At 55.7% G+C, this 15579-nt stretch carries 19 protein-coding genes; 9 read left to right on the top strand and 10 right to left on the bottom strand.

Features of this window, described 5'->3' with window-relative positions; all coding sequences use genetic code 11:
* The first annotated feature begins 128 nt into the window (after positions 1-128).
* Complete coding sequence (locus RB_RS06495) at positions 129-845, top strand: hypothetical protein (protein ID WP_231846278.1); 717 nt, start codon at positions 129-131, stop codon at positions 843-845.
* On the opposite strand, the gene RB_RS06490 is transcribed toward RB_RS06495, so the two are convergent.
* The 3 genes from RB_RS06490 to RB_RS06485 all read right to left on the bottom strand — a co-directional run bounded on the left by RB_RS06490 (position 833) and on the right by RB_RS06485 (position 3951).
* Positions 833-2116, bottom strand: a complete 1284-nt coding sequence (locus RB_RS06490; RefSeq protein ID WP_011119279.1) for an adenosylmethionine--8-amino-7-oxononanoate transaminase — start codon at positions 2114-2116, stop codon at positions 833-835. The two genes, RB_RS06495 and RB_RS06490, sit on opposite strands and share 13 nt — an antisense overlap.
* 61 nt (positions 2117-2177) lie before the next feature.
* Entirely contained in the window at positions 2178-2348 is a 171-nt protein-coding gene (locus tag RB_RS27725) for a hypothetical protein (RefSeq protein ID WP_007328828.1), read from the bottom strand.
* A gap of 19 nt (positions 2349-2367) precedes the next feature.
* Positions 2368-3951 carry an ABC transporter permease gene (locus RB_RS06485; protein ID WP_011119278.1) on the bottom strand — a complete coding sequence of 528 codons (1584 nt, stop codon included), beginning with the start codon at positions 3949-3951 and terminating at the stop codon, positions 2368-2370.
* 219 nt (positions 3952-4170) lie between these two features.
* On the opposite strand from RB_RS06485, the gene RB_RS06480 reads away from it, so the two are divergent.
* The 3 genes from RB_RS06480 to RB_RS06470 all read left to right on the top strand — a co-directional run bounded on the left by RB_RS06480 (position 4171) and on the right by RB_RS06470 (position 5496).
* Entirely contained in the window at positions 4171-4620 is a 450-nt protein-coding gene (locus RB_RS06480) for a YkgJ family cysteine cluster protein (protein ID WP_007328825.1), read from the top strand.
* A gap of 160 nt (positions 4621-4780) precedes the next feature.
* Complete coding sequence (locus RB_RS06475) at positions 4781-5182, top strand: HU family DNA-binding protein (protein WP_231846277.1); 402 nt, start codon at positions 4781-4783, stop codon at positions 5180-5182.
* Between the two features lie 95 nt (positions 5183-5277).
* A complete protein-coding gene (locus RB_RS06470; protein WP_231846276.1) occupies positions 5278-5496 on the top strand; it encodes a hypothetical protein in 219 nt (72 codons plus the stop codon).
* Between the two features lie 100 nt (positions 5497-5596).
* Here the strand turns inward: RB_RS06470 and RB_RS06465 are convergent, their stop codons facing one another.
* A complete protein-coding gene (locus RB_RS06465; RefSeq protein WP_164921624.1) occupies positions 5597-6064 on the bottom strand; it encodes a hypothetical protein in 468 nt (155 codons plus the stop codon).
* Positions 6065-6300: 236 nt separating this feature from the next.
* Between RB_RS06465 and RB_RS06460 the strand changes: the two genes are divergently transcribed.
* Positions 6301-7323, top strand: a complete 1023-nt coding sequence (locus RB_RS06460) for an alpha/beta hydrolase (protein WP_011119273.1) — start codon at positions 6301-6303, stop codon at positions 7321-7323.
* On the opposite strand, the gene RB_RS06455 is transcribed toward RB_RS06460, so the two are convergent.
* Both RB_RS06455 and RB_RS06450 read right to left on the bottom strand, forming a co-directional pair.
* Complete coding sequence (locus RB_RS06455; RefSeq protein WP_011119272.1) at positions 7306-8037, bottom strand: toprim domain-containing protein; 732 nt, start codon at positions 8035-8037, stop codon at positions 7306-7308. The two genes, RB_RS06460 and RB_RS06455, sit on opposite strands and share 18 nt — an antisense overlap.
* Positions 8034-9017 carry a serine/threonine-protein kinase gene (locus RB_RS06450; RefSeq protein WP_007328819.1) on the bottom strand — a complete coding sequence of 328 codons (984 nt, stop codon included), beginning with the start codon at positions 9015-9017 and terminating at the stop codon, positions 8034-8036. Before RB_RS06450 ends, RB_RS06455 begins: the two co-directional genes overlap by 4 nt.
* 279 nt (positions 9018-9296) lie before the next feature.
* Between RB_RS06450 and RB_RS06445 the strand changes: the two genes are divergently transcribed.
* The 4 genes from RB_RS06445 (at position 9297) to RB_RS06430 (ending at position 13400) form a co-directional block, all read left to right on the top strand.
* A complete protein-coding gene (locus tag RB_RS06445) occupies positions 9297-9584 on the top strand; it encodes a putative signal transducing protein (protein ID WP_007328817.1) in 288 nt (95 codons plus the stop codon).
* 236 nt (positions 9585-9820) lie between these two features.
* Complete coding sequence (locus RB_RS06440; protein WP_011119270.1) at positions 9821-11119, top strand: DUF4832 domain-containing protein; 1299 nt, start codon at positions 9821-9823, stop codon at positions 11117-11119.
* An 85-nt stretch (positions 11120-11204) separates the two neighbouring features.
* Positions 11205-12170, top strand: coding sequence for an RluA family pseudouridine synthase (locus tag RB_RS06435; protein WP_011119269.1), 966 nt, complete (start codon positions 11205-11207; stop codon positions 12168-12170).
* Between the two features lie 153 nt (positions 12171-12323).
* Entirely contained in the window at positions 12324-13400 is a 1077-nt protein-coding gene (locus tag RB_RS06430) for a Gfo/Idh/MocA family protein (protein ID WP_011119268.1), read from the top strand.
* A gap of 116 nt (positions 13401-13516) precedes the next feature.
* Here RB_RS06430 and RB_RS06425 read toward each other — a convergent pair whose 3' ends face one another.
* The 4 genes from RB_RS06425 to RB_RS06410 all read right to left on the bottom strand — a co-directional run bounded on the left by RB_RS06425 (position 13517) and on the right by RB_RS06410 (position 15461).
* Entirely contained in the window at positions 13517-13903 is a 387-nt protein-coding gene (locus RB_RS06425; RefSeq protein ID WP_011119267.1) for a VOC family protein, read from the bottom strand.
* Between the two features lie 575 nt (positions 13904-14478).
* Positions 14479-14664: a type II toxin-antitoxin system HicA family toxin gene (locus RB_RS28510; RefSeq protein ID WP_011119264.1), complete on the bottom strand. Its 186-nt coding sequence runs from the start codon at positions 14662-14664 to the stop codon at positions 14479-14481.
* On the bottom strand, positions 14661-14876 hold the full coding sequence (locus RB_RS06415) for a type II toxin-antitoxin system HicB family antitoxin (protein ID WP_011119262.1): 216 nt from the start codon (positions 14874-14876) through the stop codon (positions 14661-14663). Before RB_RS06415 ends, RB_RS28510 begins: the two co-directional genes overlap by 4 nt.
* Positions 14877-15038: 162 nt before the next feature.
* On the bottom strand, positions 15039-15461 hold the full coding sequence (locus tag RB_RS06410) for a DUF4275 family protein (RefSeq protein WP_011119261.1): 423 nt from the start codon (positions 15459-15461) through the stop codon (positions 15039-15041).
* Positions 15462-15579: the final 118 nt, after the last annotated feature.

Here is a 15579-nt window from a genome sequence, read left to right as displayed (position 1 = left end):
GGGTCTTGGGCTGGTCTTGCGTTCTCTTCGCATTCGAGCTTGGGACGGTCGACACAATCGCGGACGATTCTGTGTCCCAGGAACGGACATCCGCCCTGGAGAATCGGATCCAAATCCATCCGCAATTGATGTCCGGCGCTGCGCCGGTCGGCGAGGAAGCCTTCGCAGAACTGGCAGGATTGGGTGTGAAGGTTGTTGTCAGCGTGGATGGACAACGTCCCGAGATCGAACTCGCTCGCAAACATGGATTGCGTTACATCCACATTCCAATTGGATACGACGGTGTGCACGACGATGCGTGCAAAGCCGCGGCTGCGCTAACCAAGCAGATCAAAGATCCGATGTACGTGCATTGCCATCACGGCAAACACCGCGGCCCGGCAATGGCCGCAGTCATCGCGCAGTCAGCTGGTTGGTTGGATCGAAAACAAGCGATCGAGCTTCTGAAACGAGCAGGCACCGGCTCGCAGTACGCCGGTCTTTGGCGTGATGTCGATGGCTTTCAGCCGCAGCCGATTTCGGCTGAGCTTCCCAAACTCGTCGAAGTCGCCGAGATCAGCACTCTCGCCTCGCACATGGTCGACACGTCATTGCAATACGAAGTGTTGCTGGATTCGATGAAAACCAACGACTGGAAAGTGAGCGACGTTCGTTTGCTCCAAGAGGCTTTGCGAGAATCACACCGAGTTTGCAACGAAGAGATGCGTCCCTGGATGCATGATTCCGTTCGGTTGGTTCATGCCATGGAATCTCAGGTCGAACGAAAAGATTTCCAGGAATTGCGAGAGTCAATGGCGCGACTGAAGCAGGCCTGCAACCAGTGTCACGAACGTTATCGCAACTGATTGCACATGGGCGAATCGCTTCGCGGCATAGTCGCGCGAGTTGCCTCGATCATTGCGTCGCAGATTCGGTGCAACGCATCTTCGTTGATGCACAACGGCGGCGTCGTGTACAAGCAATCCCCAAACGGACGCAGCCAGACGCCTCGCCGAACCAACTCGTCTTGAACCATCTGCATCTTGGGCGGATCACGGAACTGAACGACTCCAATCGCTCCAAAACACCGCACATCCGCAACGTTGTCTATGTCTCGGAGGACGGACAAACGTTCGCGAAGAATCGTCTCGATCTTCTCGACGTCGTAAGGATTTCCTTCGAATAGATCCAGCGAAGCGTTCGCGGCAGAACAAGCCAATGGGTTCGCCATGAATGTCGGCCCGTGCATTAATGCCGCACCGGGGTCGTCACTGTAGAACGAATCGAACACATGGGACCGAGCAATCGTGACCGCCATCGACATCGTGCCAGCCGTCAACGCCTTGCCGAGACACAGAATGTCGGGCACAACGGGTGACTGCAGATCCGCGGTGTGATCGACCGCGAACATCTTACCGGTACGCTGAAACCCGGTTGCAATCTCATCGGCGATCAACAGAACGTCGTGCCGCTTGCAAGCATCGCGAATCCGCCGGAGTGTGATGACATCGTGAAATCGCATCCCGCCGGCACCTTGGACCAACGGCTCCACAAAAACACCCGCGATCGAATCCGAATGCGCCGCTAACGTGCGTTCCAAAACCGCTTCCGTCGTTGCATCACGCGGAAGTGCGACGTGATATTGCTGCGTGATCGCTCCGCTGTACCTTGCGTGCATGCTGCGTTGAGGATCGCAAAGCGACATCGCACCGGTGGTGTCGCCGTGATAAGCGTTGTCGAAAGCCAAGAACCGTGTGCGACCGGGACGATCGTGGCGACGCCAATGGCCAATCGCCATCTTCATCGCAACCTCCACCGCGACGGATCCGCTGTCTGAAAAGAACACGTGGTTCAAATCGTCGGGAGCCAACTCGGCCAGCCGATTTGCCAAACGCTCGGCTGGTTCATGCGTGATGCCACCGAACATGACATGAGGCATTCGATGCAATTGTTCGGTCACCGCATCGCGAACTTGCGGGTGATTGTATCCGTGGCAAGCCGACCACCACGATGCCATTCCATCGATCCAGCATTCACCGTTTTGGCCGATCAGATGGCAGCCTTCCGTCGCGACGATTTTCATCGGCGGAGGAGCGGTCTTCATCTGGCAATACGGCCGCCACACGCTGTTCATCATGCTTTCTCTTTCCAGCCCACTTCGTGGACCACGGAGTGTCCCATGACCACTCGTCGTGATCTCAAGACGCTCGCAGTTTGGCGGCTTCTTCCTCGAGCGATTTGATTTCGTCTTCGAGTTCCTTCAGTTCTTCCAGATCATCGGCTTGTTCTTTGGAACCAGCCAACCGCGGACGCAATGTCTGCAGCTTCTTGTTGATAACGTCCAAACGCTTCTTCGCCTTCTTGTCCATGGTTTCTCCTGCGGGGCAATCAAAATTCCAGCAAGGCGACGACGAAGTGAACAACCAACACATACAAGGTCGTCCAAAGTACCGTCGCGGTAATGCAATGACTGACATCACCGGCTGAATGCTTGGGGGTAATCCCTTGATGGTAACCAATCGCCGCGGTGCCGAAACCACAAAGCAAGTTCTTTGCGAGCACCCAATCCCAACCTTTCCACCATGTGATGATGGATCCTCCGGTCGTATCGGGCGTGATGGCACGAAAGAAGTGCTGTTGCCAGAAATGAACGCCGATTTCCGGATGCGAAAAATTGAACGTCACCCGGCTGATCCAGTGCGACGCGGTGAATGCGATCCATTCCAAGATTGGTGTCGCGATCAGGAACGCGGCCAAAATCGGAATCAACAAATACGCCGGGGCGCGGATCCCAAGCGTCCGAAAGGCGTCGACCTGACCACCATACTGTTTGACCCCGACGTCCGCGGCAACCGCCGCACCACACCGAGCCGCGATCAAGACGGTCGCCAATACCGGTACCAAAATCCGATAGAGAGCAAACCCGATCGAGGAAAGTAATTCGTCGATCAACAAAGGCTGGGTGTACAAACGAAACGGCAAGAAACGCAGCGTGAAGTAAGTCGTCGTGAACCCCGCGATCAAACCTGCGATGATCAAGTAAACCCAGGCCGATGGTCCGCCGACCAAACGCAGATAGTGAGCCAGGAAGCGCCCTGCCCACTTCATTCGCGGTACGACCGGCCGCGCATCCCAAGGTAGTCTTGCCGCGGCGACCAAACTGCGTCCGGTTGAATCAAGAAATCGCTCCGCACCACGTCGCAGCATCGCGAGCGGTCCTGTTGCTTGCTCCGATCCCGCTTCATTCAATTGAGAAGGAGACAAAGCGACCGCCTCCATTTGCTCAGCCACGTTAGGCCATTCCGATCGATCAATTCGGCGGATCGTCTGCGCAGCAGAATCAAACAACAAAACTTCGTCGGCGATCGGCAGCAGTGTTTCGTAATCGTGGGTCACGACAATGCTGGTTCGACCAAAACGCGTCTGCGTCTCGCGAATCAGTTCGGCAACGCGTTTTCCCGTCGCCGCATCCAATCCGGAGGTCGGTTCGTCGTAAAGAATGATTTCGGGAGCCGACGCCAAAGTCCGAGCGATCGCCAATCGCTGCTTTTGACCACCGCTCAGTGCCGCGACCGGCGTTGATGCGGGAACACCAAGAAATTCCAACCAGTCCGAAGCGTTGTGTTGTGGCGCGTCATCGCGATTCGCGCGGTGGTCAATCGCGAATTGCACATTCGCGGTCGGTGATAGCTCATCGAACAACGCGAACTGCTGGAACACGATCCCGGTTCGCGGCATCGATTCAGAATCAATTGGCTCACCGCGCCATTGAAGATCGCCGCTCCACTGGATCGCGTCGCCGTGTCGCGGCAAGATCCCCGCCAGGACTCGCAGCAGAACACTCTTGCCCGCTCCGCTGCCGCCAACTAGCACGGTGATCTTTCCGTCCGGAAACGCCAGGTGAGCGTCCTGCAGAAGGTTTCGCTTGCCGGCCGACACGCACAAACGATCCAGGGTCAACGCGTCAGACAATGTGAACCGCCAATTTCATGACTCCGATGCAAAAGTTTTCCAACCCGGTGCGTCGATCATCGAAGCCGACTGCTGCTAACCCGACAAAACGACGGCGATGAGTTTACCGGGATCAACCGTGGTTAACACCAGACCGCGGCAAGCGAACTTGGCGAACCCGCCTCTGACCGGGTAAGCTTCCCTTTTGCTTCTCACTCTTCTCATCCCCACTCGATCGCCGTGGCCAAACGTCCCGTCAAACCTGGCTCCAATCCCAAGTCTGCTCCCTGGTACGCCGATGGGTTGCGTTTCGAGTGCACCCAGTGCGGTGAATGCTGCAGCGGCGAGCCCGGCTATGTCTTCGTCGATGAGAACGAAATTGCTGATTTGGCCAAAGAAATGAAGCTCGATCGCGACGCGTTCGAAGACAAATTTCTACGCCGCGTCGGAAACCAATTCAGCTTGCTGGAATACCCCGACGGAGATTGCATTTTCCTGGACCCGAGATCGCGACGCTGTATGGTTTACAACGCCCGACCAATTCAGTGCCGAACGTGGCCATTTTGGGACAGCACGCTCGCTGGGCCCACTGATTGGGCGGAAACGTGCGAGGTCTGCCCGGGAGCGGGAAAAGGACAACTGTACAGTTTCGACGAAATCGAAATTCGCCGCAAAGAAAAGTCGGTTTGATTGAAGTGTAACGGTTATGACGGTCGATACGGTTCTACGTGGACCGTTCTACGCTCGCCCCGGCGGCTTGACCGGCCCCACATTGAAACCTAAGCTGTCTCTGTAAGTCCACCAATCACAATGGTTTACGGAGCCATCCGGGGTGACAAAGAAAGAAATCGTGCGCGTCATTTCCGAAGAACTCGGGCTGACTCAGCAGGAAACCAAAGAGGTCGTGCAGCGGACGTTTGACTCGATCGTCGAAACCTTGGTGCGGGAAGGCCGCATTGAACTGAGGAACTTCGGTGTGTTTGAAGTCAAACCGCGAGCTGCTCGAAAAGCACGCAATCCAAAGACGGGACAACAAGTCGACGTGCCCGAAAAGTACGTCGTCACGTTCAAACCCGGCAAGGTGATGGAACAACGCGTCCGGCAATTGTCCAGCGACAACCTGCCTGACACATGGGTCATGCCACTGGACCACGTGCCTCAGGAGGGTTCTGCCGAGCGTCCGAACGAAACCGACGACCCGAACCGTCCGCCAAACAGCCCCCCCAACAGCCCATCGGGCAGTTGGCAATAGAACGCACCGACAAGTTCACGGAGGAACTGACGATGAAGAGCTCACAAACAACCGCGAAAACTGATTCCGCAGCCCGTCAAGGCCAACGATCCGTCATGAGCCGTTTGGTTCTGGGATGCGTTTTGATGGCTGGCCTCGCCACCTCCGTTGGCTGCTTCGTGCCGATCTACTCGAGCCGTCCAGAACGCCGTGTTCAGCAATTGCTTTACACCTCGGAAGACTTGCGTTCATTGGTCGACGAATGGGAACGCTTCTGGTTCTTGGATTCGCCTTCGCACATGACCCCCATCCGTACTCACGGTGGCGTGCTCTAGGGCATCCGGATGTCTTTGCCAGGCGAAGTTCTTTCCGAGTTTCGCCTCTAATTCATCGCTCCCAAATGTCTCACCGGCATTTGGGACTCAAGAATGCACCTCACTGGGAAACCGAAACCGCCGGGTGCATCCGCCGGATGAAGTGTCGGCCCGGCCAATCCAACAGGTGTCTTTCCCATCCCGCTCGTTCGAGATGACGATCGGTTATGCGGGCATTGCTCACGTGCGCGACGATGGCGTACGACTTCCGCAGTCTCGCAATTTCGTCGAGCACCTTGGACGCTCCGATTGCGGTCGCATACCGAGTCGCGTTGCCGCTGCGGACATAGTCCAGCGTCACAAAAGCACTCATCCCGCGAGGCACGTGGAAGTCGAGACAACAAATGTCTCCCTCCAACTTTCCAAATTTGGCTTGCCACCAAACCTGAGCCACCGAGATCGGGCTGCGTGCCCAGTGTTGCTCAATGCGTTCCAGTCTCCCATCGCGCATCACGATCCGGCCACAACGAATTCGCGAAATCGCGTTCTCGTTGGATTCGATTTTCGAAAAGGATCGACGAATCCACATGGCGAGCTTTTGAAAGACGAGCGACCGGCGAGGACGTCCTGGACACACGAGTGTCCGACCAGCGACAATCCGAAAGTGGGATAGGCTTCCAGCCAGTCGATTGCATGAGTCATGTTCCGCACGACTGACAGGCTGGAAGCCTATCCCACTTGGCTGCACCAGAGTCCAATCAAACATAGCATGCCGATCCAGTTGTTCCTTTTGAATGCCTTCCCTGCAACGCTGCTGAACCCACGATGCCTAACGAACCAGCCGCACATTCCGATCAATCCACCCCTGCGAATCATACAGATGACGTCGCGGCGTCTGCAGGTGCTCCGCGAGCGTCAAAGACCAAACCAACGATCCGCCATCGAATTCTTCGCACCTCGGGCCTGCTGGCGATCATTTATGTCGGCGTGTGCATTGGACTGGTCGTGATGGAAACTCGGTTGCTCTTCCCGGGTGCATACATGGAAAAGAGCATCTTGATGGATCCGAATCGCTTCGAGCCTGATCGCCCCACGCCGGGAACGGTGGAAACGATCACTTATGCCGCGGTCGATGGGGCCGACTTAGAAGGCCGATTGCTGATCCGTGACGGAGCGGAAGAGGTGATTCTGTTTCTGCATGGCAACGGCATCCATGCCGACGAAATGGATGGTTGGACCCGCCGATTGTCGGACAGTTGGAACGCAACGGTGCTGACGGCCGAGTATCGGGGTTTCCAAGGTGATGGCTTCACGCCAAGTGAAGTTAGCACCATAGAAGATGCCGTGAGTGCGATCGACACGCTTTCGCAAACCACGAACACACCAATTTCGCAAATCATGGTCTACGGCCGATCGCTCGGTGGCGGTGTCGCCTGCGGGTTGGTCGCGGCATTGCACGAACGAGGCGATTCGATCGAAGCACTTTGTCTCGACCGCACCTTTGACAGTGCCGCCAGTGTGGGAGCGGACCGATTCTTTTTTCTTCCTGTTCGCTGGCTGATGAAAAACCAATACGACAGCGTCAAAGCACTTGCGAATTACGAAGGGGCTTTGGTCCAAATTCATGGCACTCCCGATCGCATCGTCCCTCGGAAGAACGGCCGTGCCCTCTACGATTCATTGATCCTGGAACACCGTGATTGGATAGAGCTATCCAGTATGTTCCACAATGACCGTCTGCCAACAAAGACGCTTGACGTTGCCGGCCAAAAACTCAAAGCCCTTCGCAACGAAGCGTTTCCCAAAGCGGACATGCAGGCGCCGGAAACACTAACCACCGCTGAATAGACGCACCGCGTCCGCCGCTTCTTCGCGACTCATTTCATCGGCCGCCCGCGAGCTTGGATCGACACAACAAGTCCGCAAAACATCCGGCGGAATGCTGCCCAGACCACGATGGCGAAAACGTTCGTAGTCGGACATGCCCGCTTCGGTCAATTTGGCCTCCATCCGCCGCGCGTGATCCGGGTTGGAAGCGACCAAAGTTCGTATTTGCACGCCGGCCTGGTCCGCCGTGGTTCCGCGAATGCGAAACAGAAACATTGGCGGACGAACCACACACACGCGTCGTTCCTGTAACAACTGCGGTGCGAATCGAAGTAAAAACCCAAGCACCAAAACGCCGCAATGGATGCCGTCCGCATCCGGATCCATCAATACCACCAGTCGGGCGTAGCGACATCGATCGGCTTTTCGCAACGCTTCGATCCAATCTTCGCTGGCGGAAAGCTTGTGGTCCAAAAGCGTCGACGCGAAGCGAATCAAAACTTCATTGCGAAGTGCAACCGATCGGCTCGCCTTGGCAACGTTCATCGGCTTGCCTTGCAAAGCGAGAACCGATTGCCGCGTCGTATCTCGAACTTGGTTGACCGACTTCGCCGCACTGTCACCCTCGACAATGACCAACTCCGTTTGATCGGGCGTCACACCCGTCCGAGCCGGATCGTCGATGGGATAGTGCACCGGTGCTTTGCCGTATGGTGCAAAGTATCGGCCGCTCACGACACCGAAATGGTCAACGCTCGAATGTCCGCGATCAACTCACGCATTGATTGGTAGCGTTCGGCCGGTCGTTTCGCGATCGCTTTCATGACCACCGCATCGACTTCTTTTGGAATGTCGTACTGCGGCGATTTCTCACTCGGTGGTGGCACATCAGCGTGCTTGATGTTGTCAAACGTCTCGTCGATCGTCCGCCCCCGGAACGGTTCACGAATTGCGAGTGATTCGTAGAGCACGACGCCTGCGCTGAAGATATCGGTCCGCTCGTCGATGCCGCGATTTCCGTTGACTTGCTCGGGCGACATATACAGCGGCGTGCCGGGACGTTGGCCGCCACCGGTCAACGTTTGCAACTGGGTTTCGGTCTTGGTTTCATGATCAGGCTGCATTTGCTGGCGGTGCAATGTCTGTGCATCATCCGCATGCCCCCAAACTTTCGCGACGCCCCAATCGAGCAAGATGACTTCGCCAAAGTTGCCCACCCAAATGTTTTCTGGCTTCACATCGCGATGAATGACACCGCGAGCGTGCGCGTAGGCGAGAGCTTGGCAAGCATCCGCAACGATTTCCAACCTTCGCTGCAACGGAAAAGCGGCGACCGCGTGTTCGTCATTGCGAGCAATTCGCTTCAAAGACTCAAACAGGTTTTCACCCGAGATCCGCTTCATCGTGAAGTAAACACCCTCCAAATCATCGTCCCCGATTTCGTAAACGGGCACCGTGTTTGGATGCTGCAATTGGGCCGTGACCCGAGCTTCCCGAAGCAAACGTCGACGTTCGTAACGATCTGCTCGAATTTCTGGCAACAACTTTTTAATCGCCACGGTACGACCGATCACCGAGTCCACCCCGGCCTGCAATACCGCGGTGGCACCTCGCGCCATTTCACGCAATCCCGTGTACCGCTTCAGCCCATGCGGCGGTGGCGATGGGATGTCGTTGTCAGTGCCAGCCAGAATGATAGTCGATTCATTGTTCATCCCCGAATTGTATCGTGCTCATGCCACGGCCGACCACTAGCCATCGTGTCGTCAAAAGCAACTCATCAAGAATTCATCAACTCACATCCATTTTGCCAACCAGCGACACTGCCACCACGCAAAACGATCTCTGGGGCATTCAGGATCGCTCAAGATACACCGTCGATGATCACGAACTGGCTGGACCGGATCGAGTATCCTCGATGAGTCATTGGCGAATGGCTCGCAGCGATGCCCTCACCAATTTTTCAACTCTTGTCTCCAAGCTGAACCCATCCGATGACTCAATCGATCCCACCGGAAAGCCCGCAAACACCGGACAACACACCACCGTCGGACGACGACGCGACATTGGTCACCGTGGCGGAACGTCCGACGGAGCCCGCTGCAACGGTGCTGGTCAGCATTCTTGCAGACGCTGGAATTCGAGCAGTGGCGGTCGGAGGCTTTACCGCCGGGTTCGTTGCGGAGGCACCGGGTTGGGTCCAAGTCAAAACGTTCGAACGAGATGCCGAGAAGGCTCGCGAGATCATCGCCCAAATCAAAGCAGAGCCGCTCGACTTCTGATCGACCCAAGATCCAGAACAGCCACCACTTACTCCCCCTACCCCGCCTGGCTTCAGCCACGGTTCACTCTCATTCGCCGCCTGGTGTTGCCACGGCTCACTCCGATTAGCCGCCTGGCATTAGCCACGGTTCGCTCGGATTAGCCGCCTGGCGTTAGCCACGGTTTCCCCGTCCCAGCCGCCCAGCCCAAGCACGGCTCCAACCACCATCCAACAAAACCTCGAAACACAAAGTCGATGCTTTCAAATACCTCGCGACGATTGATTCACTTCCTTGTCTTCTCAGGCCTGATTCATTGCCTTGTCAGCGTGGACCAATCCGCACAAGCACAAACGCCGACAGTTCGCTTGCCGATCCAGTCCACGATTGACCAAGTCCAACCGATGACAGGCGTTGTTCTCTGGCATGACCATGAAAAAGCCGCGACCGATGCGATCTCTTTGGAGTTTCGATACTGCGGATACGATGAGGTGGCCATGGGTCCCGGGGAATGGGACTTCTCAAAGGTCGAAGAAATCCTCGACGACATTGCTTCGCGATCACACCAAGCCGTTCTGCGTTTCCGGTTCGTTTACCCCGGCAAAACCACGACCGTCCCCGAATTCATTCGCAACTTAGACGGCTACAAAGAAACGGTTGCCAAAAGCGAAGGCAAGAAAACTCACTTTTGTGATTGGTCCAGCCACGCGTTGCAGCAATTCACATTGGACTTTTACGCCGAGTTCGCCAAGCGGTACGACTCCGACCCACGGATCGCGTACTTGCAAACTGGATTTGGACTCTGGTCGGAGTACCACATCTACGACGGCCCCATGGAACTCGGCAAAACGTTCCCGTCCGCGGATTTCCAATCAAAATTTTTGCGGCATCTCGATCAGCAGTTTGATTCGCTTCCGTGGATGATCAGCATCGATGCGGCGGACGACGAGTTCACGCCCATCGCCGGCGACGACTCCCTTTTGGCCCTCGACTTCGGATTGTTCGACGATTCGTTCCTTTCCAAATCGCATTCCAAATGGAATGCGAAGAATTGGGCTGCGATGGGCGAAGATCGTTGGAAACGAGCCGCGGGCGGTGGCGAATTCAGCTACTACAACCGACGTGATCAGAAGATGGCGTTGGCCGAATCCGGGCCCAATGGCGTCTCGGTGGAAGAATCCAGCCGTGAATTTCACGTCTCGTTCATGATCGGAAATGACCAACCCGAGTTTCAGCCCATCGAACGCATTCGTGAGGCTGGGATGGCAATGGGTTACCGATTTCGCGTGACCGATGCTGTCCTCGCGAAATCGGGCTCAGGCACGACAATTGGGCTGAAAGTCACCAATAAGGGCGTCGCACCGCTTTATCGCGATGCCTTTTTCGCCGTCCGAGGCCAACGATCACAGCAAACCCTTCGTGGCCTTTTGCCAGGTGAAACGAGGATATTCACGGTCAAAAACGTCAGTGGACCGGTGACCGGGAGTGACATCGAAATCGAAAGCGATGCGATCTTGCCCAATCAGGCCATCCAATTTTTCGCGGATCTGAAATAGACTGTGGCAACAACGAGGCTTTCGCGAGCTTTCAAACCGTGCTCGCTGACCTCATCCCGATGCCGCTTTCTTCTGAAATCCTTTCATGCCGCTGACCAGCGTTTCGACCACCGTTGATGAAACCAACGAGGGACGTGTCGATATCATCGTCCGAGAACTCTCCGAAACCTCCCGCAGCCAAGCCCGCGGGATGATCGATCACGGATGTGTGATGATCAACGGATCGCCGTGCAAGAGCGTTGGAACGACGGTCAAACCAGGCGATCTGGTCGCTGTTCGATACGACAAGCATCAGCGTTATCGAGAGAAAAAACGTCAATGGGATGACCGTACGTTCGAAATCGTTTTTGAGGACGAACACATTATCGTGGTCAACAAGTCGGCGGGCACGCTGACCGTTCCGACGGATCGTGGTGAACCCAACAGTTTGGTCGATCGCGTCTCAATCTACCTGAGCTATTCCAAATCGAAGAAGGAAGCGTTCGTTGTCCATCGCTTGGATCGCGAAACATCCGGTTTGCTCGTCTTTGGCAAACATGAGCCGATCGCAGATTTGCTGATCGAACAGTTCAAGGATCGTCGCCCGACGCGAGTGTTCCACGCGATCGTGGCAGGAAATGTTTCCGAAGATGAAGGCACGTTTGAATCGCACTTGGCCACCGGCAGCAATCTCGATCGCTACGAAACCCGCCCCGGCAAAGACACCGACCAAGCCATCACGCATTACAAGGTCGTCCGTCGCTTGGCCGAACGAGAATCCAGTCACGGCGAAGAAACGACGCTGATCGAAGCCCAGTTGGAAACCAGCAAACGGAACCAAGTTCGCGTGCAGTTCGCCAACGCCGGTCACCCTGTTTTGGGCGATCCACGGTACAAACCCAAAGAAGCAACCCACGCACGTTGGCATCGCAAACGAATGGCATTGCATGCCAGCACGCTGGGGTTCTTCCATCCCGTCTCTGGTGAACCGGTGAACTTCGACACGCCACTGCCCAGTGCGATGGAAAAGTTTGTTGCCGGAGCACGTGGTCGCAGCGACCGGAAAGCCTGATCGCGGAGTACTGACTGCACCTCCATTGAACGCACCACCCGCGTCAGCAGATTCAACCGGGTGTGTCGAATTTCTCGTTGTTCGTTAAACTCACCTGACAAAAGCCGAAGCAATCCGCCGGCTTCCCGCAGGAACGCAGTACTCGAGTGACCGATGATGAAACCGTGGCGCATCGCTGGAATCAATTTTTCACACATGCACATGGGGGATCTGCTTCGGCAAGTCACCGAGCACACCGATGGGAAGTTGGTTGGAATCTGCGATGCCGATCGCAAAGCAATGCAATCAACCATTGATGCGTTGAACATCCCCGAGGACAACGTTTTCACCGACGAAATTGAATGCGTCAAAGCCACCAAGCCGGATCTCGTGATCTTATGCCCGCCCACTGGCGAGCACGCGGATTGGGTTAAACGCATTGCTCCGTTGGACGTGCATCTGTTGGTTGAAAAGCCGTTCGCGGCATCGCTGGTCGATGCCGACCGCATGATCGAAGCGATGCGTTCGACAGGAAAGCAATTGGTCATCAATTGGCCCGCACGCTGGGACCGAGCCCACTACGCGACGTGGTGCTTGATCAATGACAACACGATCGGAGATGTCATTGAAGTGCATCACTACGGCGGCAACCGCGGGCCTCTCTACCACGGTGCGGACAAGATCGAAATGGAACCCACCGCGGAAGAGAAACAAAGCAGTTGGTGGTACAGTCTCGAAGCCGGAGGCGGTTCGCTACGCGACTACCTCGGATACGGCGTCACCATGGGAACTTGGTTCAACGGTGGCAAGAAACCGTTCGATGTGACTTGCGTCACAACCGGGACAAAGGGTTTGGAGGTCGACGAACACAGCATCACGATCGCACGCTATGCCGATGGCATGTCCAAGTTTGAAACACGTTGGGGAACCTTCACCGATCCGTGGGTCCATCAACCGCAACCGAAATGCGGCTATGTCGTTCGCGGCACGCGAGGGACGATTGCCAGTTACGACTATGCAGAAACCCTTCGAGTTCAAACGGACGAGCGTCCAGAGGGCTACGACCACCCGGTGGCTGATTTGCCGGTTGGTGAAACCAATGGCATCGAGTACACGTTCTCGCGACTCAACCAAGAACTACCCGTCGAAGGCCCTCTCTCGACCGACGTCGCTCGAATCGGCCAGCAAATCATCGAAACCGCAATCCAAAGTGCCGCTCAACAGCGAACACTCCCTTTGATCGATCGCTAGACACAAACTGTCCTCGCCACTGTGATCAGCGCGCGTCGACTACGTCGTTGCAAAAACCGCTCCAAGTGCAGAGTTCGAATTCATGGAGGCTTTTTCAATGCCTCACGGGTTTACGTTCAGGCAACGATCCGTTCGTTGAAATAGTAGCAAAGTCCATCGGGGGCAACGACGAAGAACACATTGAACTTCTCACCGTCGCGTTCGTCCACGCGAATGCTTGCGACATCAATTCCATTGGACTCGAGTTGCCGTCTGATCCCGTTGATATCACTAACGCGAATCGCAGCGCCCTCTTGAGCCGGATCACCGCCATTGATCGCGAAACCAATTCGAACACCATCGCGTTCAAGGATGACAGCGGGGTTCGGCGTGGCAACGCGTTCAAATTCGGTCATTCCGAAGTGTTCGCAGTACCAATCAGATGCAGCGTCCAAATCGGCGACCGGCAAAGCGAGAACATCATCCTTGTAAGGCGATGCTGATTGAAACGAAGGTTTGGACATAACCGTTCTGCTTTCTAAGAAACCGCCCTCCACAACGGAAGACTCTTACTTCATCGCCCTAAGAAAAGCGAACGATGCATGAATTACGGGAAATTGTACCAATGCCAGCGATCGTCGCCAAACGACGAAGGTGTGCCGAAGGCCCCAGCGTAAAATCCATGTTGTGCGGCCGGCGAGTTACGCAATCAACTGGCGTACCGCCATGGCAATGTACGCAACCGACCAGATGAGCATGGGAAGCAGGATGAAGCCCCCGAGTCTGATTGCACTAAGAATTGGTGCGGCAACGGAAGACGCAATCGCAACCCGAGGGAGATGCGAGAATGTTGAGATATGGGCAAAAGGTCGCGACGTCGAGAAAACGCGCGGCCAGCGCTTCGGGTTCTTGGGGCGTGCGATCGTTGGGAGGTGCTGAGTTCAAATTTTAGACTAGGCCGCAAAACGGAAGGTTTTTACGACACCGCCGTTACCGAAGCGGTGGAGTTTGAATCACAAGAAATCGTACCGATGCCAACGCACGTTGCCTACCAACGAAGGTGCACCGAAGGCCTAGCGTAAGAACCATGTTGTGCGACCTACGGTTCTGGGATCCCAAGATCACGGCAGATTTTGCGTGCCAAGTAATCAGAAACCTCGCGATGACGCGGCACCGCAGACCGTGCACCAGTAGTAGTATTGCCCCACCAAGAATGGTTGCCGCCTTCGCGCACTAAAACGCAGCCACAGCTGACCAGATGTCGGATGAGGTCACGGCGTTTCACGGTTGGATTGCCACTTCTTCGTATACTGCGCCAGCCGCCTTGCGGGCGTCCTCGCGGTTCAATTCGATAGCCTCTGAAAGGGCCTCGCGGAGGTTGTCGATCAGCTCGTCACGGGTCGCACCCTGCGAATTGACGCCGGGCACCTCCTCGATCCAGCCGATCCACCATTCGCCGTCTTGGCGTATTACAGCGTTATAGTTGGGGGTAAGCATCGGTATTCCTCAGAGTAGGCCGCGCAACGGAAGGTTTTTACGACACCGCCCTAAACGAAGCGAACGATGCCTGAACTAAGAAAGATTGTACCAATGTCAGCCCGCGTGACCAACCAAGGAAGGTGTGCCGAAAGCCTAGCGTAAAAACTATGTTGTGTGACGCTACGTGCTGGGTGCCGCAAAGAACGGGCCAAGTCCAATCGACATTTCGTGAGTGGTCGTGAATAGCCACGCCATGTCGTGTGGGAAGACGTAAATGTCGTTGTCATAAGCACGAACATCCGGCCATGCTGATGCCGTGCAATCAAAGAGTGAATCGTCGAACTCGTGGTAGATGTAGAATGGAGCCACCGTCTGCTCGCGGTAGCATTCAAATGCGGCGTCACCAGATAGTGCGGTTTCGTGGTTGAATGCGTAGCCGTGCCACCGATAGTTGTTGTACACCCACTTACCGGTCGCCTTTTTGACGTTGGGGAAGAAGCGTTCGAGCAACCGCTGGTTGATATCGCGAAAGGTTGCGCCGTCGACCGCTATCGCGGCCGTGCCGTGGTCCGAGTTGAGCGTTGCGATAAAGTCATCCATCATGGTTAGACTGCGTCACACAACGGAGTTCTGGACGACAGGGTGTCGTCTATGCAAGATAGTCGGGAAGAATAGGATTCGATATTAGCCCATTTTGATTCGGTTTGCTCGCTCAGTGCAA

It is taken from the genome of Rhodopirellula baltica SH 1 (assembly GCF_000196115.1).
Lineage (GTDB): Bacteria > Planctomycetota > Planctomycetia > Pirellulales > Pirellulaceae > Rhodopirellula > Rhodopirellula baltica.
Note: the sequence above shows the minus strand (reverse complement) of the source record. Positions and strands in the feature narration are given on the sequence as shown.

Excerpts from the sequence above, each read along its gene's own strand:
- RB_RS06415 (WP_011119262.1), bottom strand. The coding sequence starts at position 14,876 with ATGCTTACCCCCAACTATAACGCTGTAATACGCCAAGACGGCGAATGG.
- RB_RS06495 (WP_231846278.1), top strand. The coding sequence starts at position 129 with ATGTCCGGCGCTGCGCCGGTCGGCGAGGAAGCCTTCGCAGAACTGGCA.
- RB_RS06460 (WP_011119273.1), top strand. The coding sequence starts at position 6,301 with ATGCCTAACGAACCAGCCGCACATTCCGATCAATCCACCCCTGCGAAT.
- RB_RS06445 (WP_007328817.1), top strand. The coding sequence starts at position 9,297 with ATGACTCAATCGATCCCACCGGAAAGCCCGCAAACACCGGACAACACA.
- RB_RS06450 (WP_007328819.1), bottom strand. The coding sequence starts at position 9,017 with ATGAACAATGAATCGACTATCATTCTGGCTGGCACTGACAACGACATC.
- RB_RS06425 (WP_011119267.1), bottom strand. The coding sequence starts at position 13,903 with ATGTCCAAACCTTCGTTTCAATCAGCATCGCCTTACAAGGATGATGTT.
- RB_RS06410 (WP_011119261.1), bottom strand. The coding sequence starts at position 15,461 with ATGATGGATGACTTTATCGCAACGCTCAACTCGGACCACGGCACGGCC.
- RB_RS06435 (WP_011119269.1), top strand. The coding sequence starts at position 11,205 with ATGCCGCTGACCAGCGTTTCGACCACCGTTGATGAAACCAACGAGGGA.
- RB_RS06430 (WP_011119268.1), top strand. The coding sequence starts at position 12,324 with ATGATGAAACCGTGGCGCATCGCTGGAATCAATTTTTCACACATGCAC.
- RB_RS06490 (WP_011119279.1), bottom strand. The coding sequence starts at position 2,116 with ATGATGAACAGCGTGTGGCGGCCGTATTGCCAGATGAAGACCGCTCCT.
- RB_RS06470 (WP_231846276.1), top strand. The coding sequence starts at position 5,278 with ATGAGCCGTTTGGTTCTGGGATGCGTTTTGATGGCTGGCCTCGCCACC.
- RB_RS06465 (WP_164921624.1), bottom strand. The coding sequence starts at position 6,064 with ATGTGGATTCGTCGATCCTTTTCGAAAATCGAATCCAACGAGAACGCG.
- RB_RS06440 (WP_011119270.1), top strand. The coding sequence starts at position 9,821 with ATGCTTTCAAATACCTCGCGACGATTGATTCACTTCCTTGTCTTCTCA.
- RB_RS27725 (WP_007328828.1), bottom strand. The coding sequence starts at position 2,348 with ATGGACAAGAAGGCGAAGAAGCGTTTGGACGTTATCAACAAGAAGCTG.